Genomic DNA, 23,526 nt, shown 5'->3' on the forward strand with positions numbered 1-23,526 from the left:
GCCGGGAAGCACATGGCTTCCCGGCCCCCGCCGGTAACGTTTCTGCTGGGCCTGGGCCCAGGGGTCAGAACGCTCAGATCTCCTCGTGGGTCACCGCGCGGCGGGCGTCCGCGTCCAGCACGCCCCAGCTGATGAGCTGCTCGGTCAGGACCGAGGGGGACTGGTCGTAGATGACCGCGAGGGTGCGCAGGTCGTCCTGGCGGATCGAGAGCACCTTGCCGTTGTAGTCGCCGCGCTGGCTCTGGATCGTGGCCGCGTAGCGCTGGAGCGGGCCGGCCTTCTCGGCGGGCACGTGGGCGAGGCGCTCCAGGTCCAGACGGAGCTTCGGCGGCGGCTCGGCCGCTCCGCCCGGAGTGGTGCCCGGCAGGAGCTCCTGCACCGGCACCCCGTAGAAGTCCGCCAGCTCGGCGAGGCGCTGGACGGTCACGGCGCGGTCCCCGCGCTCGTACGACCCGACCACCACGGCCTTCCATCGGCCCTGGGACTTCTCCTCGACACCGTGGAGGGAAAGGCCCTGCTGGGTGCGGATGGCACGGAGCTTGGCCCCGAGCTGCTTGGCGTATTCGCTGGACATAACGCTCCCGGACGCTGTGACGCTGTGATGATATGGACAACGTGCGGCTGCGCCGCGCGGCTGGTAACTCACTGTGAGGTTACGCAGCGTTACTTGGATGCGTCAAGCCGAATGGTCTCCCCCGCCTCCTTCGAGGGGACCCCCGCGACCCGGGTCGGGCGGCCCCGGACGGCCCTGGTACCGTGGAAGACGTACGACCCGGTTGCCTGCGGCAGCCGGCCAGACGTCCTTTAAGGTCCGTCCCGTGAGGCGGAGAAGGAGGTCCTTTTCATGGACGCTCAGCATGACCGGCACACCGCCGACGGTGCCCGCCCCGTTCTCGAGGCGCAGGACATCGCGCGGGTGCTGACCCGTATCGCCCACGAGATCGTCGAACGCGCCAAGGGCGCCGACGACGTGGTGCTCCTCGGCATTCCGACCCGCGGCGTCTTCCTCGCCCGCCGGCTCGCCGCCAAGCTCGAAGAGATCACCGGCACCAAGGTCCCGGTCGGCTCCCTCGACATCACCATGTACCGCGACGACCTGCGGATGAAGCCCGCCCGGGCGATCGGCCGCACCGAGATCCCCGGTGACGGCATCGACGGCAGGCTCGTGGTCCTCGTCGACGACGTGCTCTTCTCCGGACGCACCATCCGCGCGGCCCTCGACGCCCTCGGCGACATCGGCCGCCCGCGCGCCGTCCAGCTCGCCGTCCTCGTCGACCGGGGCCACCGCGAGCTGCCGATCCGCGCCGACTACGTCGGCAAGAACCTCCCCACTTCGCTGCGGGAGACCGTCATGGTCCAGCTCCAGGAGGAGGACGGCCGCGACGCCGTGCTGCTCGGCCAGCGGACCGCCCCGGCAGGCGGGCAGTAGCCCGAACGCGTGAGGGCCCCCGTTCACGGGTGCCCGCGCCGACGCCTGCCCGCGCGGACGTCCGCCCGACCGGCGCCCGCCCGCACGACCGCCTGCCTTCCCGCCCTCCCCAGCCCAGACCCACGGACTCACGGAGCACCCAGATGAAGCGTCACCTCATCTCGGCCGCCGATCTCTCGCGCGACGACGCCGTCCTCATCCTCGACACCGCCGAGGAGATGGCCCGGGTCGCCGACCGGCCGATAAAGAAGCTGCCCACCCTGCGCGGCCTGACCATCTGCAACCTCTTCTTCGAGGACTCGACCCGCACCCGGATCTCCTTCGAGGCCGCCGAGAAGCGCCTCTCCGCCGATGTGATCAACTTCGTGGCCAAGGGGTCCAGCGTCTCCAAGGGCGAGTCCCTCAAGGACACCGCCCAGACCCTGGCCGCCATGGGCATCGACGCCGTGGTCATCCGGCACAGCGCCTCCGGGGCCCCGTACCGGCTCGCCACCTCGGGCTGGATCGACGTACCCGTCATCAACGCGGGCGACGGCACCCACCAGCACCCGACCCAGGCCCTGCTGGACGCCTTCACCATGCGCCGCCGCCTGGTCGGCCCCGACGCGCTCGGCCAGGACCTCTCCGGCAAGCGGATCACCCTGGTCGGCGACGTCCTGCACAGCCGGGTCGCCCGCTCCAACGTCGACCTGCTGCACACCCTGGGCGCCCACGTCACCCTGGTGGCCCCGCCCACCCTGGTCCCGATCGGCGTCGAAACCTGGCCCTGCGAGGTCTCGTACGACCTCGACGAGGTGCTGCCGAAGTCCGACGCGGTCATGATGCTGCGTGTGCAGCGAGAGCGGATGAACGCCGCCTTCTTCCCGACCGAGCGCGAGTACTCGCGGCGCTACGGCCTGGACGGCGAGCGCATGGCGAAGATGCCCGCGCACGGCATCGTGATGCACCCCGGCCCGATGGTCCGGGGCATGGAGATCACCGCCGAGGTCGCCGACTCCGACCGCTGCACGGTCGTCGAGCAGGTCGCCAACGGCGTGTCCATCCGCATGGCGGTCCTGTACCTGCTGCTGGGCGGCAACGAGTCCGCCGTCAGCCACCCCCGCCCCCTCGAATCGGAGAGCAAGTAAAGATGAGCAAGATCCTTATTCGTGGCGCGAAGGTGCTCGGCGGCGACGTGCAGGACGTCCTGATCGACGGCGAGACGATCGCCGAGGTCGCCGACTCCATCGAGGCCGGCGACGCGACCGTGATCGACGCCGGTGGCCAGGTCCTGCTCCCCGGCCTCGTCGACCTGCACACCCACCTGCGCGAGCCCGGCCGCGAGGACTCCGAGACCGTCCTGACCGGCACCCGCGCCGCCGCCTCCGGCGGCTACACCGCCGTCTTCGCGATGGCCAACACCTTCCCGGTCGCCGACACCGCCGGCGTCGTCGAGCAGGTCTGGCGCCTGGGCAAGGAATCCGGCTACTGCGACGTGCAGCCCATCGGCGCCGTCACCGTGGGCCTGGAGGGCAAGCAGCTCTCCGAGCTGGGCGCCATGCACGAGTCCGCCGCCCGCGTCACCGTCTTCTCCGACGACGGCAAGTGCGTCGACGACGCGGTGATCATGCGGCGCGCGCTGGAGTACGTGAAGGCCTTCGGCGGCGTCGTCGCCCAGCACGCCCAGGAGCCCCGCCTCACCGAGGGCGCCCAGATGAACGAGGGCATCGTCTCCGCCGAGCTGGGCCTCGGCGGCTGGCCCGCCGTCGCCGAGGAGTCGATCATCGCCCGTGACGTGCTCCTCGCCGAGCACGTCGGTTCCCGGGTGCACATCTGCCACCTCTCGACCGCCGGCTCCGTCGAGATCGTCCGCTGGGCCAAGTCCCGCGGCATCGACGTGACCGCCGAGGTCACCCCGCACCACCTGCTCCTCACCGACGAGCTGGTCCGCTCGTACAACCCCGTCTACAAGGTCAACCCGCCGCTGCGCACCGAGCGCGACGTGCTGGCCCTGCGCGAGGCGCTCGCCGACGGCACGATCGACATCGTCGCCACCGACCACGCCCCGCACCCGCACGAGGACAAGGACTGCGAGTGGGCCGCCGCCGCCATGGGCATGGTGGGCCTGGAGACCGCGCTCTCCGTCGTCCAGCAGACGATGGTCGAGACCGGACTGCTCGACTGGGCGGGCGTCGCCGAGCGGATGTCCTTCGCCCCGGCGCGGATCGGCAGCCTCCAGAACCACGGCCGTCCCGTCTCGGCAGGTGAACCCGCCAACCTGACCTTGGTCGATACCTCGTACCGTGGTGTCGTGGACCCCGCACACTTCGCTTCCCGCAGCCGCAACACGCCTTACCAGGGCCGTGAGCTTCCGGGACGCGTCACTCACACCTTCCTGCGGGGCCGGGCAACGGTCGTGGACGGGAAACTGGCGTGACACCTGCAGTGATCCAACTGGCCGCCGAGGCCGCCGAACGACAGTCGGCGGAGGTGACGGACTGGGACGCGCGCCTCGCGTGGGTCCTCGGTCTGCTCGTCTTCATCGCGTTCGTGTACTGGCTGATGCGGCAGGGCTGGAAGTGGCGCGGCGCTCTGCAGAACGATCTGCCGGCGCTGCCCACGGCACCGAGCGGCCTCCCCGCGCACCGGCTGGCCCTGACCGGCCGGTACCACGGCTCCACGACCGCCGGGCAGTGGCTCGACCGGATCGTCGCCCACGGCCTCGGGGTCCGCAGCCGGGTCGAGCTCACGCTCACCGACACGGGCCTCGACGTGGTCCGTCCGGGTGCCACCGACTTCTTCGTACCGGCCGCGCGACTGCGCGGCGCCCGCCTCGACAAGGGAATCGCGGGCAAGGTACTGACCGAGGGCGGTCTGCTCGTCGTCACCTGGGCGCACGGCGACAAGCTGATCGACTCCGGATTCCGCTCCGACCGGGCGGCCGAACACGCCGCCTGGGTCGAAGCCATCACCACACTTGTGAACCAGAACTCATCCATCCCGACGGAAGGCGCCGAACGATGACGACCTCCACCAGGGGAGCAGCCAAAGCTCCCGCCGTACTCGTCCTGGAGGACGGCCGCATCTTCCGCGGGCGCGCCTACGGGGCCGTGGGGGAGACCTTCGGCGAAGCCGTGTTCTCCACCGGCATGACCGGCTACCAGGAGACGCTGACCGACCCGTCGTACCACCGCCAGGTCGTCGTGATGACCGCCCCGCACGTGGGCAACACCGGCGTCAACGACGAGGACCCCGAGTCCGCCCGCATCTGGGTCGCCGGATACGTCGTGCGCGACCCCGCCCGCGTCCCCTCCAACTGGCGCTCGCAGCGCTCGCTGGACGAGGAGCTGGTCAAGCAGGGCGTCGTCGGCATCTGCGGCATCGACACCCGCGCGCTCACCCGCCACCTGCGCGAGCGCGGCGCCATGCGCGTCGGCATCTTCTCGGGCGAGGCCCTCGCCGGCGCCGACGACGCGGCCCTGCTGGCCCGCGTCCTCGAAGCCCCGCAGATGAAGGGCGCGAACCTCTCCGCCGAGGTCGCCACCAAGGAGACCTACGTCGTCCCCGCGATCGGCGAGAAGAAGTTCACCGTCGCCGCCGTGGACCTCGGCATCAAGGGCATGACCCCGCACCGGATGGCCGAGCGCGGCATCGAGGTGCACGTGCTGCCCGCCACCGCCACGGTCGAGGACGTCTACGCCGTCAACCCCGACGGCGTCTTCTTCTCCAACGGCCCGGGCGACCCGGCCACCGCCGACGGCCCCGTCGCCGTCATGCAGGGCGTCCTCGCGCGCAGGACCCCGCTCTTCGGCATCTGCTTCGGCAACCAGATCCTGGGCCGCGCGCTCGGCTTCGGCACCTACAAGCTGAAGTACGGCCACCGCGGCATCAACCAGCCCGTCCAGGACCGCACCACCGGCAAGGTCGAGATCACCGCGCACAACCACGGCTTCGCCGTCGACGCGCCCCTCGACAAGGTCTCGGACACGGCCTACGGCCGCGCCGAGGTCTCCCACGTCTGCCTGAACGACCAGGTCGTCGAGGGCCTCCAACTGCTCGACCAGCCGGCCTTCAGCGTCCAGTACCACCCCGAGGCGGCAGCCGGCCCGCACGACGCCGCCTACCTCTTCGACCGTTTCGTATCCCTGATGGAGGCCGAGCGTGCCTAAGCGCACCGATATCCAGTCCGTCCTGGTCATCGGCTCCGGCCCGATCGTCATCGGCCAGGCAGCCGAGTTCGACTACTCCGGCACCCAGGCCTGCCGCATCCTCAAGGCCGAGGGTCTGCGCGTCATCCTGGTGAACTCCAACCCGGCGACGATCATGACCGACCCGGAGATCGCCGACGCCACCTACGTCGAGCCGATCACCCCCGAGTTCGTCGAGAAGATCATCGCCAAGGAGCGCCCCGACGCGCTCCTGCCGACCCTCGGCGGCCAGACCGCGCTCAACACCGCCATCTCCATGCACGAGCAGGGAGTGCTGGAGAAGTACGGCGTCGAGCTGATCGGCGCCAACGTCGAGGCCATCAACAAGGGCGAGGACCGCGACCTCTTCAAGGGCGTCGTCGAAGCCGTCAAGGCCAAGATCGGCTACGGCGAGTCCGCCCGCTCGGTCATCTGCCACACGATGGACGACGTCATCGCGGGCGTCGACACCCTCGGCGGCTACCCCGTCGTCGTGCGCCCCTCCTTCACCATGGGCGGCGCCGGCTCCGGCTTCGCCCACGACGAGGACGAGCTGCGCCGCATCGCCGGCCAGGGCCTGATGCTCTCCCCGACCACCGAGGTGCTCCTGGAGGAGTCCATCCTCGGCTGGAAGGAGTACGAGCTGGAGCTGATGCGCGACACCAAGGACAACGTCGTCGTCGTCTGCTCCATCGAGAACTTCGACCCGATGGGCGTCCACACCGGTGACTCGATCACCGTCGCCCCGGCGATGACGCTGACCGACCGCGAGTACCAGCGGCTGCGCGACATCGGCATCGCGATCATCCGCGAGGTCGGCGTCGACACCGGTGGCTGCAACATCCAGTTCGCGATCGACCCCACCGACGGCCGGGTCATCGTCATCGAGATGAACCCGCGCGTCTCGCGCTCCTCGGCGCTCGCGTCGAAGGCCACCGGCTTCCCGATCGCCAAGATCGCGGCCAAGCTGGCCATCGGCTACACGCTCGACGAGGTCCCCAACGACATCACCGAGAAGACCCCGGCCTCCTTCGAGCCGTCCCTCGACTACGTCGTCGTCAAGGCCCCGCGCTTCGCCTTCGAGAAGTTCCCGCACGCCGACTCCACCCTCACCACCACCATGAAGTCGGTGGGCGAGGCCATGGCGATCGGCCGCAACTTCACCGAGGCCCTCCAGAAGGCCCTGCGCTCCCTGGAGAAGAAGGGCTCGCAGTTCACCTTCGTGGGCGAGCCCGGCGACAAGGACGAGCTGCTGCGCACCGCGGTCCGCCCGACCGACGGCCGCATCAACACCGTCATGCAGGCCATCCGCGCCGGCGCCACCCAGGAGGAGGTCTTCGAGTTCACGAAGATCGACCCCTGGTTCGTCGACCAGATGTTCCTCATCAAGGAGATCGCCGACGAGCTGGCCGCCGCCGAGAAGCTCCACCCCGAGCTGCTCGCCGAGGCCAAGCGGCACGGCTTCTCCGACGCCCAGATCGCCGAGATCCGCGGCCTGCGCGAGGACGTCGTCCGCGAGGTCCGGCACGCGCTCGGCGTGCGCCCGGTCTACAAGACGGTCGACACCTGCGCCGCCGAGTTCGCCGCGAAGACCCCGTACTTCTACTCGTCCTACGACGAGGAGTCCGAGGTCGCCCCCCGCGAGAAGCCCGCGGTGATCATCCTGGGCTCCGGCCCGAACCGCATCGGCCAGGGCATCGAGTTCGACTACTCCTGCGTCCACGCCTCCTTCGCGCTCAGCGACGCCGGCTACGAGACCGTGATGGTCAACTGCAACCCCGAGACCGTCTCGACGGACTACGACACCTCCGACCGCCTGTACTTCGAGCCGCTGACGCTCGAGGACGTGCTGGAGATCGTGCACGCCGAGTCCCTCGCGGGCCCGATCGCCGGCGTCATCGTCCAGCTCGGCGGCCAGACCCCCCTCGGCCTCGCCCAGGCGCTCAAGGACAACGGCGTCCCCGTCGTCGGCACCTCGCCCGAGGCGATCCACGCCGCCGAGGACCGCGGCGCCTTCGGCCAGGTCCTGGCCGAGGCCGGGCTGCCCGCCCCCAAGCACGGCACCGCGACCACCTTCAAGGGCGCCAAGGCCATCGCCGACGAGATCGGCTACCCCGTCCTCGTACGCCCCTCGTACGTGCTCGGCGGCCGCGGCATGGAGATCGTCTACGACGAGACCCGCCTGGAGTCGTACATCGCCGAGTCCACCGAGATCAGCCCCACCCGGCCGGTCCTGGTCGACCGCTTCCTGGACGACGCCATCGAGATCGACGTCGACGCCCTCTACGACGGCACCGAGCTCTACCTCGGCGGCGTCATGGAGCACATCGAGGAAGCCGGGATCCACTCCGGCGACTCCGCCTGCGCCCTGCCCCCGATCACCCTCGGCGGCTACGACATCAAGCGGCTGCGCGCCTCCACCGAGGCCATCGCCAAGGGCGTCGGCGTACGCGGTCTGATCAACATCCAGTTCGCGATGGCGGGTGACATCCTCTACGTCCTGGAGGCCAACCCGCGCGCCTCGCGCACCGTCCCCTTCACTTCGAAGGCGACCGCGGTGCCGCTGGCCAAGGCCGCCGCGCGCATCTCCCTCGGCACCACCATCGCCGAGCTGCGCGCCGAGGGCCTGCTGCCGAAGACCGGCGACGGCGGCACCCTGCCGCTCGACGCGCCGATCTCGGTGAAGGAAGCCGTCATGCCGTGGTCGCGCTTCCGCGACATCCACGGTCGCGGCGTCGACACGGTCCTGGGCCCGGAGATGCGCTCGACCGGTGAGGTCATGGGCATCGACTCCGTCTTCGGCACGGCGTACGCCAAGTCGCAGGCCGGTGCCTACGGCCCGCTGCCCACCAAGGGCCGCGCCTTCATCTCCGTCGCCAACCGCGACAAGCGCTCGATGATCTTCCCGGCCCGCGAGCTGGTCGCCCACGGCTTCGAGCTGCTGGCCACCTCCGGCACCGCCGAGGTGCTGCGCCGCAACGGCATCAACGCCACCGTGGTGCGCAAGCTCAGCGAGGGCGAGGGCCCGAACGGCGAGAAGACGATCGTCCAGCTCATCCACGACGGCGACGTCGACCTGATCGTCAACACCCCGTACGGCACCGGCGGCCGCCTCGACGGCTACGAGATCCGCACGGCCGCCGTGGCGCGCAGCGTCCCGTGCCTGACCACGGTCCAGGCGCTCGCCGCCGCCGTCCAGGGCATCGAGGCGCTGGGCCACGGCGAGGTGGGCGTCCGCTCGCTCCAGGAGCACGCGGAGCACCTGACCGCGGCCCGCGACTAGCAGCACCTACACGCCCGGACAGGGGAGGGGGACACCGGACGCGCCGCACGCGCGCCGGGTGTCCCCCTCTTCATGAGCGCAGAAGGATCCTCACCCCGTGTACAAACTCTTCTTCAACCTGGTCTTCAAGCGGATGGACCCCGAGCAGGCCCACTACATGGCCTTCCGGTGGATCCGCCTCGCCGCCCGCACCCCGGTCCTGCGCACCTTCGCCGCGGCCGCCCTCGCCCCCCGCTTCACGGAGCTGCGCACCGAGGCCCTCGGCCTGCGGATGCACGGCCCCTTCGGCCTCGCCGCCGGTTTCGACAAGAACGCCGTGGCCATCGACGGCATGTCGATGCTCGGCTTCGACCACATCGAGATCGGCACGGTCACCGCCGAACCGCAGCCCGGCAACCCCAAGAAGCGGCTGTTCCGGCTGGTCGCCGACCGCGCGCTGATCAACCGCATGGGCTTCAACAACGAGGGCTCGGCCGCCGTCGCCGAACGCCTCGCGACCCGCCGCCCGGTCTTCAGGACCGTCGTCGGCGTCAACATCGGCAAGACGAAGGTCGTGCCCGAGGAGGAGGCCGTCGCGGACTACGTCGCCTCCACCGAGCGGCTCGCCCGGCACGCCGACTACCTCGTCGTCAACGTCTCCTCGCCGAACACCCCGGGCCTGCGCAACCTGCAGGCGACGGAGTCGCTGCGGCCGCTGCTGAGCGCCGTGCGCGAGGCCGCCGACCGCACGGTGACCGACCGCCGGGTCCCGCTGCTCGTCAAGATCGCCCCCGACCTCGCCGACGAGGACGTCGACGCGGTCGCCGACCTGGCCCTGGAGCTGGGCCTGGACGGCATCATCGCGACGAACACCACGATCGCCCGCGAGGGCCTCGGCCTGAAGTCGGCGCCCGAGCTGGTCAAGGAGACCGGCGGGCTGTCCGGCGCCCCGGTGAAGGCGCGCTCCCTGGAGGTCCTGCGCCGCCTGTACGCCCGCGTGGGCGACCGGATCGTCCTGGTGGGCGTCGGGGGCATCGAGAACGCCGAGGACGCCTGGCAGCGGATCCTGGCCGGCGCCACCCTGGTCCAGGGCTACAGCGCCTTCATCTACGAGGGCCCGTTCTACGCCCGCGCCATCCACAAGGGCCTCGCCGCGCGGCTGGCCAACAGCCCGTACGCGACCCTCGCCGAGGCCGTCGGCGCCGAGACCCGAGCCGAGAACCGAGCCGAAACCCGAAAGGCCGCCAAGTGACCGTGACCGTGACCCCCTTCGGCACCCGCCTGCGCGAGGCGATGGACTCCCGCGGCCCGCTGTGCGTCGGCATCGACCCGCACGCGGAGCTGCTGGCCTCCTGGGGCCTGAACGACGACATCGCGGGCCTGGAGCGGTTCTCGCGGACCGTCGTCGAGGCGCTGGCCGACCAGGTGGCCGTCTTCAAGCCGCAGGCCGCCTTCTTCGAGCGCTTCGGCTCCAAGGGCATCGCGGTGCTGGAGCGGACCGTCGCGGACGCGCGGGCCGCCGGCACGCTGGTGGTCATGGACGCCAAGCGCGGGGACATCGGCTCGACGATGGCCGCGTACGCGCAGACCTTCCTCGACCCGGCCTCGCCGCTCTTCTCCGACGCGCTGACCGTCTCCCCGTACCTCGGCTACGGCTCGCTGCGGCCGGCCGTGGAGCTGGCGCGGGCGTCCGGTGCGGGGCTCTTCGTGCTGGCCCTGACCTCCAACCCGGAGGGGGCGGAGGTCCAGCGGGCGGTGCGCGAGGACGGTCGGACGATCGGGGCGACGATGCTGGCGCACCTGGCCGCGGAGAATGCGGGCGCGGAGCCGATGGGCTCCTTCGGTGCGGTGGTGGGGGCCACGCTCGGCGACCTGTCCTCCTTCGACCTGGACATCAACGGGCCGCTGCTGGCGCCGGGGATCGGGGCGCAGGGGGCCACCGCGGCCGATCTGCCGGGGGTCTTCGGGGCGGCGGTGCGCAACGTCGTGCCGAACGTTTCGCGCGGGGTGCTGCGGCACGGTCCCGACGCGGCGGCCCTGCGGGCCTCCGCCCTCACCTTCGCCGAAGAGATCCGCACGGCCGCGACCGCCTGACGAGCCCTTCCAGCCCCGCCGGCGGTGCCTGATGTGGCCCGGCCACCCCAGCCTCGCCGGCGTTTGAGGCGCCCCAGGAGGGCGTACGGGCTGCGGTCGGCTTGGGGTGGGTGCCGGTCCGGTGGTGGCCGGGGTGCCTCCGGCGGCGCCTCAATCGCCGGCGGGGCTGGAATTGGCCCGGCCGTCTCAGCCGTGCCGGAGGGCTTGGTCGGGCCCGGCCATTTCAGCCTCGCCGCGTTTGAGGCGCCCCCGGAGGGTGGATCAGCCGCGGTCGGGGCGGCCGCTTCGGCCTCGTCGGTGATTGGGGCGCCCCGGTGGGGAGACGGGTCCATTGGAGGGTGGGGTCGGGGCTTTGGGCCGGGGGGTTGGAGGGGGTGGGCGGCGATCATGGAGGGGCGGGGGGAGTGAGTCGTCCCCCTTGCGAACGGAGCGCCGCCGCGTGCCACCTGTCCAGACCGTCGCCACCGTCCGGCGGATCGAGCCCGTCGGCGCCTACCACCGGCTGACCCTCCACGCCCCCGCCGCCGCCGCGGCCGACGTACGCCCCGGCCACTTCGGCGCCCTCGCCATCGGCGGCCGCGACGGCGCCATGCTGCTGCGACGGGCCTTCTCCGTGCACCGCGCCGACCCGGCCACCGGCACCGTCGAGTTCGTCTTCGCCGAGCGCGGCAAGGGCACCCGCGCCCTCGCCCGGCACCGCCCCGGGGACACGGTGGACCTCATCGCCCCCCTCGGCACGCCCTTCCCGCTCCCCGCGGGCCCGGTCAGCGCCGTCCTGGTCGCCGGAGGCTACGGCAGCGCCCCGCTGTTCTCCCTGGCCGAGACGATCATCGGCCGCGGCGGCCGGGTCTCCTTCGTGCTCGGCGCGGCCACCGCGGACCGACTGTTCGGCGTGGAGCGGGCCCGTAACCTCGGCGAGCACGTGTACGTCGTCACCGACGACGGCTCGGCCGGTCGTCGCGGCCGGGTCACCGACCCGCTGGCGGAGGCGATCGCCGGGATCGGCGCCACCGAGGTGCACTCCTGCGGCCCCATGGGCATGCTGCGCGCCGTCACCGAGGTCGCCGTCGCCGCCGGGGCCCGCAGCCACACCGCCGTCGAGGAGGCCATGGCCTGCGGGATCGGCATCTGCATGTCCTGCGTCCTGCCGGTCACCGGCGCCGACGGCGTCACCCGCTTCCTGCGCTCCTGCACCGACGGCCCGGTCTTCGACGGGACCACGGTCCGCTGGGACCGGGCGGGCACGCTCCCGCCCGACCTCGAAGGCGCCGCGGCCATGACCGCGCGGCCGCTCGGGGTGAGCGCCCGATGAGGCCCGAGGATGTCGACATGTCGGCACCGCTGGGTGCCCACCGCACCCTGCCCAACCCGGTCACCACCGCCTCGGGATGCGCCGGGTACGGCCGTGAGCTGCACCGCTTCGTCCCCCTCGGCGAGCTGGGCACGCTCACCACCAAGACCGTGATGCCCCAGGTCCGCTCCGGCCGCCCCACGCCCCGCATGGCCGAGACCCCCAGCGGGATGCTGAATTCCATCGGCCTCCAGGGCTGCGGCATCGACCGCTTCGTCGAGGACGAACTGCCCTGGCTCGCCGAGCGCGGCGCGCGGGTGGTCGTATCGATCGCGGGGGAGCACGCGCAGGAGTTCGCCGAGGTCGCCGCGCGCCTGACCGGGCGGCCCGGGGTGGTCGGGATCGAGGTGAACATCTCCTGCCCCAACGTCGCGAGCCGCGGCCTGGTCTTCGGCTGCGACCCGCGGGCCTCCCACGAGGTGGTCGCGGCGGTCCGGGCCGCGGCCGACCCGGCGCTGTCGGTGTACGCCAAGCTCACCCCCGACGTGACGCGGATCACGGACGTCGCCGCCGCGTGCGTCGACGCCGGTGCGGACGGGCTCTCGATGATCAACACCGTGCTCGGCATGGCCGTCGACGTCGACACGATGCGCCCCGCCCTGGCCGCGGCCACCGGCGGCCTGTCCGGCCCGGCGATCCGGCCCGTGGCGGTCCGCTGCGTCTTCCAGGTGTACGCGGCCATGCGGGCCGGTCGGGTGCGCGAGGTGCCGATCCTCGGCATGGGCGGGATCACCGACGGCCGCGACGCCCTGGAGTTCGTCCTGGCGGGTGCTTCGGGGGTCGCGGTCGGCACCGCCCTGTTCAACGACCCCTCCGCACCGCTGCGGATCATCGGGGAGCTGCGCACGGCCCTCGCGGCCCGCGGGATCGGGTCGTTCAGGTCCGCCGTGGGGCTGGCTCATCGGACCACATGACTAATTCGTACGGCCTCCACCGGACAAAACCGGGGTGCTTTGTCCGTGATGTACGGTTCAGTGGAGGCTGACCAGGACTTTTCGTCCGTTCTCGCTGACTAGAGCGGCCTTGGCCGCTAGTCTCCGACCAGAGTGAACGAACGGCGGACCTGCTGGACCGTTGTTCGTGGGGCTCGCCTGGTGAGGTGCCTTGTGTTCCCCACCGGTCCGTATCCGACAGTTCGACATCCGAGGTGACGTAGGCGTGGCTCTTCCGCCCCTTACCCCTGAACAGCGCGCAGCCGCGCTCGAAAAGGCCGCCGCGGCTCGCCGGGAGCGGGCCGAGGTGAAGAATCGACTCAAGCACTCCGGTGCATCCCTGCACGAAGTCATCAAGCAGGGACAGGAGAACGATGTCATCGGCAAGATGAAGGTGTCCGCTCTCCTGGAGTCTCTGCCGGGCGTGGGCAAGGTCCGCGCCAAGCAGCTCATGGAGCGCCTCGGCATTTCCGAGTCCCGGCGTGTCCGAGGTCTCGGTTCCAACCAGATCGCTTCCCTGGAGCGCGAGTTCGGCGGTAGCGGCGCCTGACGCGTCGCCCGAAGTTCTCCCGGTGTTCTCAGGCAGTCCTGAGAGCCTGGATAATCGCTCTATGGCAGCAGAGGTACGTCCGCGGCTGACCGTGCTCTCCGGCCCCTCAGGGGTCGGCAAGAGCACGGTCGTCGCGCATATGCGCAAGGTCCACCCCGAGGTATGGCTCTCGGTCTCGGCCACCACCCGCAAGCCGCGGCCCGGTGAGCGTCACGGAGTCCACTACTTCTTCGTCACCGACGACGAGTTCGACAAGCTGATCGCCAACGGCGAGCTGCTGGAGTGGGCCGAGTTCGCGGGCAACCGCTACGGCACACCGCGCGGCGCGGTGCTGGAGCGCCTGGACAACGGCGAGCCGGTCCTGTTGGAGATCGACCTGCAGGGCGCCCGACTCGTCCGCGAGTCGATGGCCGAGGCCCAGCTGGTCTTCCTCGCTCCGCCCAGCTGGGAGGAGCTGGTCCGCCGCCTCACCGGCCGCGGCACCGAATCGGCCGAGGTCATCGAGCGCCGACTGGCCGCGGCGAAGATCGAACTCGCGGCGGAGTCCGAGTTCGACACCACGCTTGTCAATACCTCCGTCGAGGACGTGGCGCGCGAGCTGCTAGCCTTGGTGGCAGTTGTTTGATCGTAGTTCGATCATTACCCATCTTCGGAAGGTAGAGCGTGTCCTCTTCCATGTCTGCGCCCGAGGGCATCATCAACCCGCCGATCGACGAGCTGCTCGAGGCCACCGACTCGAAGTACAGCCTCGTGATCTACGCGGCCAAGCGTGCCCGTCAGATCAACGCGTACTACTCGCAGCTCGGTGAGGGCCTGCTGGAGTACGTCGGCCCCCTGGTGGACACCCACGTCCACGAGAAGCCCCTTTCGATCGCGCTGCGCGAGATCAACGCGGGTCTGCTGACCTCCGAGGCCATCGAGGCCCCGGCCACCTAAGCGGCACGCGACATCATTTTTGCCACCACAGGCCCGGTAGACCGACTGCCGGGCCTGTGGTGTGTCATGTGTGGGATGCGACGTGCGTCAGGCAGCGTCAGTTGAAGGAGCGCGCAGTGGACAAGCCGAAGGTGGTTCTCGGGGTCAGCGGCGGGATCGCCGCCTACAAGACGTGCGAGTTGCTGCGCCGACTGACCGAGTCGGGGCACGACGTCCGCGTGGTGCCGACCGAGGCCTCGCTGAACTTCGTGGGCGAAGCCACCTGGGCCGCCCTCTCCGGGAACCCCGCCTCCACCCGGGTCTGGGAGAGCGTGCACGAGGTGCCCCACGTACGGATCGGCCAGGGCGCCGACCTCGTCGTGGTCGCCCCCGCCACCGCCGACATGCTGGCCAAGGCCGCCCACGGCCTCGCCGACGACCTCCTCACCAACACCTTGCTCACCGCCCGCTGTCCGGTGGTCTTCGCGCCCGCCATGCACACCGAGATGTGGGAGCACCCCGCCACCCAGGAGAACGTGGCCACGCTGCGCCGCCGGGGCGCCGTGGTGATCGAGCCCGCCGTCGGTCGGCTCACCGGCAAGGACACCGGCAAGGGGCGGCTGCCCGACCCCGAGGAGATCTTCGAGGTGTGTCGGCACGTCCTGCGCGGCCGGGGCCGCGCCGACGGGCCCGATCTGGCCGGCCGACACGTGGTGATCAGTGCGGGCGGCACGCGCGAACCGCTGGACCCGGTCCGTTTCCTCGGCAACCGCTCCTCCGGCAAGCAGGGCTACGCCCTCGCCCGGACGGCCGTCGCGCGCGGGGCCCGGGTGACCCTCGTCGCCGCCAACGCCGCGCTGGCCGATCCGGCCGGGGTGGACGTCGTACGGGTGGGGACCGCGCTGCAGCTGCGGGAGGCCGTCCTCGAGGCGGCCGCCGACGCCGACGCCGTGGTGATGGCCGCCGCGGTGGCCGATTTCCGGCCCGCCTCCTACGCCGAGGGGAAGATCAAGAAGCAGGACGGTCAGGAGCCCGCGCCGGTCGCCCTTGTGCGCAATCCTGACGTACTCGCGGAACTATCTTCCGCGCGTTCCGTGCCAGGTCAGGTCGTCGTCGGGTTCGCCGCGGAGACCGACGACGTCCTCGCGAACGGGCGCGCGAAGCTGCTCCGCAAGGGCTGCGACCTCCTCGTCGTCAACGAGGTCGGCGAGGCGAAGACCTTCGGTTCCGAGGAGAACGAGGCTGTGATCCTTGGCTCTGATGGGTCTGAGCTTGCTGTGGCCCATGGTCCGAAGGAATTCCTGGCCGATGCCATCTGGGACCAGGTGACGCCCCGGCTCGCGCCCCCGGCCGTCCTCCGACGCGCCTGAAAAACGGACCTTTTCTCCGGCCACCCGATGGGCCAAGATGGAGTGCCGCAGGTCACGCGCCTCCCACAGGGCGAGACGGGTGGTCCGGCAAACGGTGGCGACCGATAAACTGCACCAGGAACACGGCCAGGCGCAGCTCCCGGTAGTGTTCCGCCAATTGATTCAGCCAGCAGCCGCTGCAACCCCAGGGAGCGATGTGTCCCGCCGCCTCTTCACCTCGGAATCCGTTACCGAGGGCCACCCCGACAAGATCGCTGACCAGATCAGCGACACCATCCTCGACGCCCTGCTCAGGGAAGACCCCACCTCGCGCGTCGCGGTGGAGACCCTGATCACCACCGGCCTCGTGCACATCGCGGGCGAGGTGACGACGAAGGCCTACGCGCCGATCGCCCAGCTCGTCCGCGAGAAGATCCTCGAGATCGGCTACGACTCCTCGAAGAAGGGCTTCGACGGCGCCTCCTGCGGCGTCTCGGTGTCCATCGGCGCGCAGTCCCCGGACATCGCGCAGGGCGTCGACACCGCGTACGAGAGCCGGGTCGAGGGCGACGAGGACGAGCTGGACAAGCAGGGCGCGGGCGACCAGGGCCTGATGTTCGGCTACGCCTGCGACGAGACCCCCGAGCTGATGCCGCTGCCGATCCACATCGCGCACAAGCTCTCGCGGCGCCTGTCCGAGGTCCGCAAGAACGGGACCATCCCGTACCTGCGTCCCGACGGCAAGACCCAGGTCACCATCGAGTACGACGGCGACAAGGCCGTCCGCCTCGACACCGTCGTCGTGTCCTCGCAGCACGCCTCGGACATCGACCTCGACTCGCTGCTCGCGCCCGACATCCGCGAGTTCGTCGTCGAGTACGTCCTCAAGCAGCTCGTCGAGGACGGCATCAAGCTGGACACCGAGGGCTACCGCCTGCTGGTCAACCCGACCGGGCGCTTCGAGATCGGCGGCCCGATGGGCGACGCCGGCCTCACCGGCCGCAAGATCATCATCGACACCTACGGCGGCATGGCCCGTCACGGTGGCGGCGCCTTCTCCGGCAAGGACCCGTCCAAGGTCGACCGCAGCGCCGCCTACGCGATGCGCTGGGTCGCGAAGAACGTCGTCGCCGCCGGTCTGGCCTCGCGCTGCGAGGTCCAGGTCGCCTACGCGATCGGCAAGGCCGAGCCCGTCGGCCTCTTCGTCGAGACCTTCGGCACCGCCAAGGTCGAGGTGCAGAAGATCGAGGACGCCATCGCCCAGGTCTTCGACCTGCGCCCGGCCGCGATCATCCGCGACCTCGACCTGCTGCGCCCGATCTACGCGCAGACCGCCGCCTACGGCCACTTCGGCCGTGAGCTGCCGGACTTCACCTGGGAGCGCACCGACCGCGTCGACGCCCTGCGCGCCGCCGCCGGTCTGTAAGTCCCCACCCGCTCCACCGCGTACGGCCCCGGACCCCACGGTCCGGGGCCGTACGCCGTCGCGGCCGCGTCCCGTTCCCGGTCCGCGCGCCGTCGTGGCCCGCGCTGTCGGTGGCATGGGTGAGAATTCCGGTGTGAGCAGCCAGAACGAACCGGACACCGGTGGAGCGCCGGAGCAGCTCGCGCTGATGCGGGAGATGGTCGCCGAGGCGAAGGCCAAGGCGCCCAAGGCCAAGCCGCGCACCTGGCGCGGTGCCTCGCTGGCGCATGACCTGCCCGTCGCGCGGATCCTCGTGAACAAGGGCGTGCTCCACCTCGACCAGCTCTGGGACTACGCCGTCCCCGAGGACCTCTCGGCGGCCGCGCAGCCCGGGGTGCGGGTCCGGGTCCGCTTCGGCGCCGGTTCCCACCAGGTGCACGGCGGCCGCCGCGAGGGCGGCGGCCTGATCGACGGCTTCGTCGTCGAGCGGCGCGCCGACACCGACTACAACGGCCCGCTCGCGGCCCTCGCCCAGGTGGTCTCGCCCGAGGCGGTCCTCGGCCCGCGCATGCTCGCCCTCGCGCGGGCCGTCGCCGACCGGTACGCGGGCAGCCTGGCCGACGTCCTCCAGCTCGCCCTCCCGCCCCGCAACGCGCGCGCCGAGGCCAAGCCCTCGCCCGAGCCGCTGCCCGCGCCGCCCGCGCCCGAGCCCGGCGGCTGGGAGCGCTACCCGGCGGGCCCCGGCTTCCTGCGGGCCCTGGCGGGCGGCGCCGACCCGCGCGCGGTGTGGACCGCGCTGCCCGGACCCGGCTGGGCCGACGAACTGGCCCGGGCCATGGCCGCCACCCTCGCCTCCGGCCGCGGCGCGCTGGCCGTCCTGCCCGACGGGCGCACCGCGGCGCGGGTGGACGCGGCCCTGACCGCACTGCTGGGGGCGGGGCGCCACGCCCTGCTGACCGCCGAATCCGGCCCCGAGAAGCGCTACCGGCAGTGGCTCGCCGTCCACCGGGGCTCGGTGAAGGCCGTGATCGGCACCCGGGCCGCGATGTTCGCGCCCGTCCGGGACCTCGGCCTGGTGGCGGTCTGGGACGACGGCGACTCCAGCCACGCCGACGACCACGCCCCCTTCCCGCACGTGCGGGAGGTGCTCGAACTCCGCGCGGTCACCGACGGCTGCGGCTTCCTCGTCGGCAGCACCAGCTGCACCGTGGAGGCCGCCCAGCTGGTCGAGTCCGGCTGGGCCCGGCCGCTGGCCGCCGACCGGGAGCGGGTACGGGAGTGCGCGCCCCGGATCCGGACCGTGGGCGACGAACTGCTGGCCCGGGACGAGGCGGCGCGGGCCGCCCGACTGCCGAGCCTGGCGTGGGAGACCGTGCGGGAGGGACTCAGGAGCGGACCGGTGCTCGTCCAGGTCCCGCGGCGCGGGTACGTGCCCCGGCTCGCGTGCGAGCGGTGCCGGACCCCCGCCCGCTGCCGGGCGTGCGCGGGGCCGCTGGAGGCGCCCGACGAGCGGGAGCTGCACTGCGGGTGGTGCGGGCGCGGGGAGTCCTCCTGGCACTGCGAGGAGTGCGGGGCCGTCCGGCTGCGGGCCCAGGTGGTCGGCGCCCGGCGGACCGCGGAGGAGCTGGGCCGGGCGTTCCCCGCGGTCCCGGTGCGGACCTCCGGGCGGGACCACGTGCTGGACTCGGTGCCCGACCGGCCCGCGCTGATCGTGTGCACGCCGGGTGCGGAGCCGGTGGCCGAGGGGGCCGGGTACGCGGCGGGGCTGCTGCTGGACGGCTGGGCCATGCTGTCGCGGCCCGACCTGCGGGCCGGGGAGGAGGCGCTGCGGCGCTGGATCGCGGCCGCCTCGCTGGTCCGGGGGGACGGGCAGGTGGTCGTGGTCGCCGAGCCGACGCTGCGGCCGGTGCAGGCGCTCGTGCGGTGGGACCCGGTGGGGCACGCGGTGCGGGAGCTGGCCGAGCGGGCGCAGCTGGGCTTTCCGCCGGTCTCCCGGATGGCCGCGGTGGCGGGGCGGCGGGAGGTGCTGGACGCGTTCTTGGCGGACGCGGGGTTGCCGGCCGATGCGGAGGTGCTGGGGCCGGTGCCGGTGCACGGGCGGCGGGGGGAGCCGTCGCCCGGTGAGCGGGCGCTGGTGCGGGTGCCGCCGGGTAGTGGGGCCGCCCTGGCCGCGGCGCTCAAGGGGGCGCAGGCGGCTCGGACGGCGCGGGGGGTGTCGGTGGCGGATGCGATTCGGGTGCGGATCGATCCGCCGGACATCGGGTGACGGGGCCTGGCGGCCGGCCGGGGGTGAGGGGGGTGGTCCTGTGCCCCCTCGCCCGGCCCGGCCTGGTGGGTGCCCCTCCGGGTGTGCGGTGTGGCTGTGCCGGGGCCGCCCGGGTGCCCGCCGCGGGGTGTGCGCCTGCGGCTCGGTGGGCCCTCCGGGGGCGCCTCAAACGCCGGCGGGGCTGGATTCGGCGGCCCGCGGTGTCAGGCGCCGCTGGATGTGGCGGCCTCGGGTGTGGGGTGCCTCAAGCGCCGGCGGGGCTGGGTGTGGCGGCCTCGGTGTCAGGCGCCGCCAGCGCCGCCGGGCTGGATGTGGCGGCCTTGGGTGTGGGGCGCCTCAAGCGCCGGCGGGGCTGGTTTCGGCGGCCCTCGGTGTCAGGCGCCGCCAGCGCTGGCGGGCTGGATGTGGCGCCTGGGCGCGGGCGGGGGTGGAGATGGCCGCCTGGGGGGTGGGCGGGGCAAGGGCCGGCGGTTGAGGGCTTGGTGGGGGGTGTCAGCCGTTGCGGGGGCCGGGGAAGGCCGGGGGGCGCAGGGAGGCCGCCGGGGAATCCTCGCGCTGGGGCTGGGGCGGTACCGATCGGGCGGCCGGGATCGTCGGCAGCGGGGACATCGGCGGGATGCCCAGGGTCCGCGTGGTCGATCCCTCGGCCAGCGGCTCGGCCGCCTCGGAGGCCTGCGCGCGCCGGGCCCCGTACCGCCGGTGCACGGCCTGCTTGGTGACCCCGAGGGCGGAGCCGACCGCGTCCCACGAGAAGCCGAGCGAGCGGTCGAAGTCCACCGCGGCGGTGACCAGCGTCTCGACGCTGTCCCGCAGTTCCTGGGCCAGGCGGACGGTGGGGGCGGGCGCGCGCCCGTAGACGACGAAGCCCGTGGAGGGGCCGGAGCGGCGCGGGCGGTACACGTTGCCCAGCTGGGCGGTGAGCGTACGCAGCGCGTCCACCTGCCGGCGGACCCGCTCGATGTCCCGCACCAGGAGGTGCAGGCTGGCCCGCGCTTGGGCGTCGTGGCTGGCGTGGTCGGCCATGAAGAAGCCTCTCGTACCGGTGCTGAGGAGCGGATCGGGCCGCACACACCGTTCACACGCGGCCCGCTTCGGGTCAATCTCTCTTGACCAACGCGTCATGTGGCGCGTTGGTCACGCTGTGGGGGCGTGTCGGCATATGCGAGAGGCGCGCGCGTGTGCGTACGCCCCCCGTGTGGGTGGCGCCGGGGGACGGGTGGCCACCGGTGGGGGGTTGGTCGGGCGCCCCATAGACTGGTGCGCTGCTGACAGCCGAGATAGCGAGGTAGACACCGGTGAAGCTCGTCTTCGCAGGCACCCCCGAGGTCGCCGTACCCGCCCTGGACGCCCTGCTCGCCTCCGGGCGCCATGAGGTCGCCGCCGTCGTCACCCGACCCGACGCGCCCGCGGGCCGCGGTCGGCGGCTGGTCGCGAGCCCGGTGGCCGAGCGCGCCGCGGAGGCCGGGATCGAGGTGCTCAAGCCGGCCAGGCCGCGCGACGAGGAGTTCCAGGCCCGGCTCCGGGAGATCGACCCGGACTGCTGTCCGGTCGTCGCCTACGGCGCCCTGATCCCCAAGAGCGCCATCGAGATCCCCCGGCACGGGTGGGTCAACCTGCACTTCTCGCTGCTGCCGGCCTGGCGCGGCGCGGCGCCCGTCCAGCACTCGATCATGGCCGGGGACGAGGTCACCGGCGCGTCCACCTTCCAGATCGAGGAAGGGCTGGACTCCGGCCCGGTCTACGGCATCCTCACCGAGGAGATCCGCCCCACCGACACCAGCGGCGACCTGCTGACCCGGCTGGCCTTCGCCGGTGCCGGTCTGCTGGCCGCCACCATGGATGGCATCGAGGACGGCACCCTGCGCGCCGTCGACCAGCACCTCGACGGGATCTCGCTCGCGCCGAAGATCTCGGTCGAGGACGCCCGGGTGGACTGGAGCGCCCCGGCGCTGCGCGCCGACCGGGTGGTGCGCGGCTGCACGCCCGCGCCGGGCGCGTGGACCGTCTTCCGCGGGGAGCGGCTCAAGCTGATCTCGATGGCCCTGGTCACCGACCGCACGGACCTGACGCCCGGCGAGCTCGCGCCGGCCAAGAACAACCTCTACGTCGGTACTGGTTCGCACGCCGTGGAACTGCTCTGGGTGCAGCCGCAGGGCAAGAAGCCGATGAAGGCGGCCGACTGGGCGCGCGGGGTCCGGATCGCTCCCGGCGAGCGCTTGGGCGGGGTCGACGTAGGCTGATCGGGAGGCCCTGCGGCCTCCGTCCCACCCTCACCTCCCTTTCTTCTCGTACTTCCGGAGCACCTTTCACGTGAGCGACCAGTCCCGCCGTCCCGCCGCCGGCGGCGGCAAGCAGGCCAACCCGTACCGCCGGCCCAAGAAGGACCCCGTCCGGATCCTCGCCTTCGAGGCGCTGCGGGCGGTGGACGAGCGGGCCGCGTACGCGAACCTCGTCCTGCCCCCGCTGCTGCGCAAGGCCCGCAAGGACGAGAGCTTCGACGCGCGGGACGCCGCCCTCGCGACCGAGCTGGTCTACGGGACGCTGCGCCGCCAGGGCACGTACGACGCCATCATCGGCGCCTGCACCGACCGGCCGCTGCGCGAGGTCGACCCGCCGGTGCTGGACGTGCTCGCGCTCGGCGCGCACCAGCTGCTCGGTACCCGGATCCCCTCGCACGCCGCCGTCTCGGCGAGCGTGGAGCTGGCCCGCGTGGTGCTGGGCGACGGCCGGGCCAAGTTCGTCAACGCCGTCCTGCGCAAGATCGCCGCGAAGGACCTGGACGGTTGGCTGGAGCAGGTCGCCCCGCCGTACGACGTGGACGCCGAGGACCACCTCGCGATCGTCCACTCGCACCCGCGCTGGGTCGTCTCCGCGCTGTGGGACTCCCTGGGCGGCGGGCGGGCCGGTATCGAGGACCTCCTCGAGGCCGACAACGAGCGCCCCGAGGTCACCCTCGTCGCCCGGCCCGGCCGGTCCACGCCGCAGGAGCTGCTGGAGGCGGTGGGCGAGGACTCGGCGCTGCCGGGCCGCTGGTCGCCGTACGCCGTCCGGATGGCCGAGGGCGGCGAGCCGGGTGCGCTGGAGGCGGTCCGCGAGGGGCGCGCGGGCGTCCAGGACGAGGGCAGCCAGCTGGTGGCGATGGCGCTGGCGAACGTGCCCGTCGAGGGCCGTGACGCCCGCTGGCTGGACGGCTGCGCCGGACCGGGCGGCAAGGCCGCGCTGCTCGCCGCGCTCGCCGCGCGGCGCGGCGCCTTCCTGCTGGCCTCCGAGAAGCAGCCGCACCGGGCCCGGCTGGTGGAGAAGTCGCTGGCCGGCAATCCCGGCCCGTACCAGGTGATCACGGCCGACGGCACCCGTCCGCCGTGGCTGCCGGGCTCCTTCGACCGGGTCCTGATGGACGTGCCGTGCACGGGCCTCGGCGCCCTGCGCCGCCGCCCGGAGGCCCGCTGGCGGCGCCGCCCGGAGGACCTGGAGGGCTTCGCCCCGCTCCAGCGCGCGCTGCTGCGCGAGGCGCTGTCCGCGGTGCGGGTGGGCGGCGTGGTCGGTTACGCGACCTGCTCGCCGCACCTGGCGGAGACGCGGGTCGTGGTGGAGGACGTGCTCAAGGGCCGCGGCGCGGGCCACGAGCCGGTCTCGGCCGAACTGATCGACGCGCGGCCCTACATGGAGGGCGTCCCGGCCCTCGGCGAGGGCCCGGACGTCCAGCTGTGGCCGCACCTGCACGGCACGGACGCGATGTACCTGGCGCTGCTGCGGCGCACCGCCTGACCGAGCGGGGCCCGCGCCGCACGGCGCGGGCCCCGCTGC

At 72.5% G+C, this 23,526-nt stretch carries 20 protein-coding genes; 18 read left to right on the plus strand and 2 right to left on the minus strand.

Annotated elements, in window-relative coordinates; translation table 11 throughout:
• Window positions 1-73: 73 nt before the first annotated feature.
• Window positions 74-574, minus strand: a complete 501-nt coding sequence (gene bldD / locus ACFWAR_RS16230) for a transcriptional regulator BldD (RefSeq protein ID WP_283451446.1) — start codon at window positions 572-574, stop codon at window positions 74-76.
• 270 nt (window positions 575-844) lie between these two features.
• On the opposite strand from bldD, the gene pyrR reads away from it, so the two are divergent.
• From pyrR to ACFWAR_RS16310, 16 genes are all read left to right on the plus strand, one after another.
• Entirely contained in the window at window positions 845-1,429 is a 585-nt protein-coding gene (pyrR, locus tag ACFWAR_RS16235) for a bifunctional pyr operon transcriptional regulator/uracil phosphoribosyltransferase PyrR (protein WP_385777475.1), read from the plus strand.
• A gap of 143 nt (window positions 1,430-1,572) precedes the next feature.
• A complete protein-coding gene (locus ACFWAR_RS16240) occupies window positions 1,573-2,556 on the plus strand; it encodes an aspartate carbamoyltransferase catalytic subunit (RefSeq protein WP_385777477.1) in 984 nt (327 codons plus the stop codon).
• A 2-nt stretch (window positions 2,557-2,558) separates the two neighbouring features.
• Entirely contained in the window at window positions 2,559-3,845 is a 1,287-nt protein-coding gene (locus ACFWAR_RS16245; protein WP_385777480.1) for a dihydroorotase, read from the plus strand.
• Entirely contained in the window at window positions 3,842-4,432 is a 591-nt protein-coding gene (locus ACFWAR_RS16250) for a hypothetical protein (RefSeq protein WP_385777482.1), read from the plus strand. Before ACFWAR_RS16245 ends, ACFWAR_RS16250 begins: the two co-directional genes overlap by 4 nt.
• Window positions 4,429-5,577, plus strand: coding sequence for a glutamine-hydrolyzing carbamoyl-phosphate synthase small subunit (carA, locus tag ACFWAR_RS16255; protein ID WP_385777486.1), 1,149 nt, complete (start codon window positions 4,429-4,431; stop codon window positions 5,575-5,577). The genes ACFWAR_RS16250 and carA overlap by 4 nt, the downstream gene beginning before the upstream one ends.
• Complete coding sequence (gene carB / locus ACFWAR_RS16260; protein WP_385777488.1) at window positions 5,570-8,878, plus strand: carbamoyl-phosphate synthase large subunit; 3,309 nt, start codon at window positions 5,570-5,572, stop codon at window positions 8,876-8,878. The genes carA and carB overlap by 8 nt, the downstream gene beginning before the upstream one ends.
• 97 nt (window positions 8,879-8,975) lie before the next feature.
• Window positions 8,976-10,109, plus strand: coding sequence for a quinone-dependent dihydroorotate dehydrogenase (locus tag ACFWAR_RS16265; RefSeq protein ID WP_385777491.1), 1,134 nt, complete (start codon window positions 8,976-8,978; stop codon window positions 10,107-10,109).
• A gap of 8 nt (window positions 10,110-10,117) precedes the next feature.
• The gene (pyrF, locus tag ACFWAR_RS16270) at window positions 10,118-10,951 is read left to right on the plus strand and encodes an orotidine-5'-phosphate decarboxylase (protein ID WP_385777678.1); all 834 of its coding nucleotides are present in this window, start codon (window positions 10,118-10,120) and stop codon (window positions 10,949-10,951) included.
• A 439-nt stretch (window positions 10,952-11,390) separates the two neighbouring features.
• On the plus strand, window positions 11,391-12,263 hold the full coding sequence (locus tag ACFWAR_RS16275; protein ID WP_385777493.1) for a dihydroorotate dehydrogenase electron transfer subunit: 873 nt from the start codon (window positions 11,391-11,393) through the stop codon (window positions 12,261-12,263).
• A gap of 17 nt (window positions 12,264-12,280) precedes the next feature.
• Window positions 12,281-13,216: a dihydroorotate dehydrogenase gene (locus ACFWAR_RS16280; protein WP_385777495.1), complete on the plus strand. Its 936-nt coding sequence runs from the start codon at window positions 12,281-12,283 to the stop codon at window positions 13,214-13,216.
• 244 nt (window positions 13,217-13,460) lie between these two features.
• Complete coding sequence (locus ACFWAR_RS16285; RefSeq protein ID WP_330329439.1) at window positions 13,461-13,784, plus strand: integration host factor; 324 nt, start codon at window positions 13,461-13,463, stop codon at window positions 13,782-13,784.
• Window positions 13,785-13,845: 61 nt separating this feature from the next.
• Window positions 13,846-14,409, plus strand: a complete 564-nt coding sequence (gene gmk / locus ACFWAR_RS16290) for a guanylate kinase (protein ID WP_385777498.1) — start codon at window positions 13,846-13,848, stop codon at window positions 14,407-14,409.
• A gap of 38 nt (window positions 14,410-14,447) precedes the next feature.
• Window positions 14,448-14,720, plus strand: coding sequence for a DNA-directed RNA polymerase subunit omega (rpoZ, locus tag ACFWAR_RS16295; protein WP_283451425.1), 273 nt, complete (start codon window positions 14,448-14,450; stop codon window positions 14,718-14,720).
• A 116-nt stretch (window positions 14,721-14,836) separates the two neighbouring features.
• Window positions 14,837-16,069 carry a bifunctional phosphopantothenoylcysteine decarboxylase/phosphopantothenate--cysteine ligase CoaBC gene (gene coaBC, locus ACFWAR_RS16300; protein ID WP_385777501.1) on the plus strand — a complete coding sequence of 411 codons (1,233 nt, stop codon included), beginning with the start codon at window positions 14,837-14,839 and terminating at the stop codon, window positions 16,067-16,069.
• Window positions 16,070-16,265: 196 nt separating this feature from the next.
• Window positions 16,266-17,474 (plus strand): methionine adenosyltransferase, encoded by a 1,209-nt coding sequence (metK, locus tag ACFWAR_RS16305; RefSeq protein WP_354381498.1) that lies wholly within the window; start codon window positions 16,266-16,268, stop codon window positions 17,472-17,474.
• 115 nt (window positions 17,475-17,589) lie between these two features.
• Window positions 17,590-19,719 (plus strand): primosomal protein N', encoded by a 2,130-nt coding sequence (locus ACFWAR_RS16310; RefSeq protein ID WP_385777504.1) that lies wholly within the window; start codon window positions 17,590-17,592, stop codon window positions 19,717-19,719.
• A gap of 492 nt (window positions 19,720-20,211) precedes the next feature.
• On the opposite strand, the gene ACFWAR_RS16315 is transcribed toward ACFWAR_RS16310, so the two are convergent.
• Window positions 20,212-20,742, minus strand: coding sequence for a hypothetical protein (locus ACFWAR_RS16315; protein ID WP_385777506.1), 531 nt, complete (start codon window positions 20,740-20,742; stop codon window positions 20,212-20,214).
• A gap of 272 nt (window positions 20,743-21,014) precedes the next feature.
• On the opposite strand from ACFWAR_RS16315, the gene fmt reads away from it, so the two are divergent.
• Window positions 21,015-21,959, plus strand: coding sequence for a methionyl-tRNA formyltransferase (gene fmt, locus ACFWAR_RS16320; RefSeq protein ID WP_385777509.1), 945 nt, complete (start codon window positions 21,015-21,017; stop codon window positions 21,957-21,959).
• A 70-nt stretch (window positions 21,960-22,029) separates the two neighbouring features.
• A complete protein-coding gene (locus tag ACFWAR_RS16325; RefSeq protein ID WP_385777511.1) occupies window positions 22,030-23,487 on the plus strand; it encodes an RsmB/NOP family class I SAM-dependent RNA methyltransferase in 1,458 nt (485 codons plus the stop codon).
• Window positions 23,488-23,526 lie beyond the last annotated feature (39 nt).

Origin of the sequence: Streptomyces sp. NPDC059917 (assembly GCF_042730635.1) — a bacterium.
Lineage (GTDB): Bacteria > Actinomycetota > Actinomycetes > Streptomycetales > Streptomycetaceae > Streptomyces.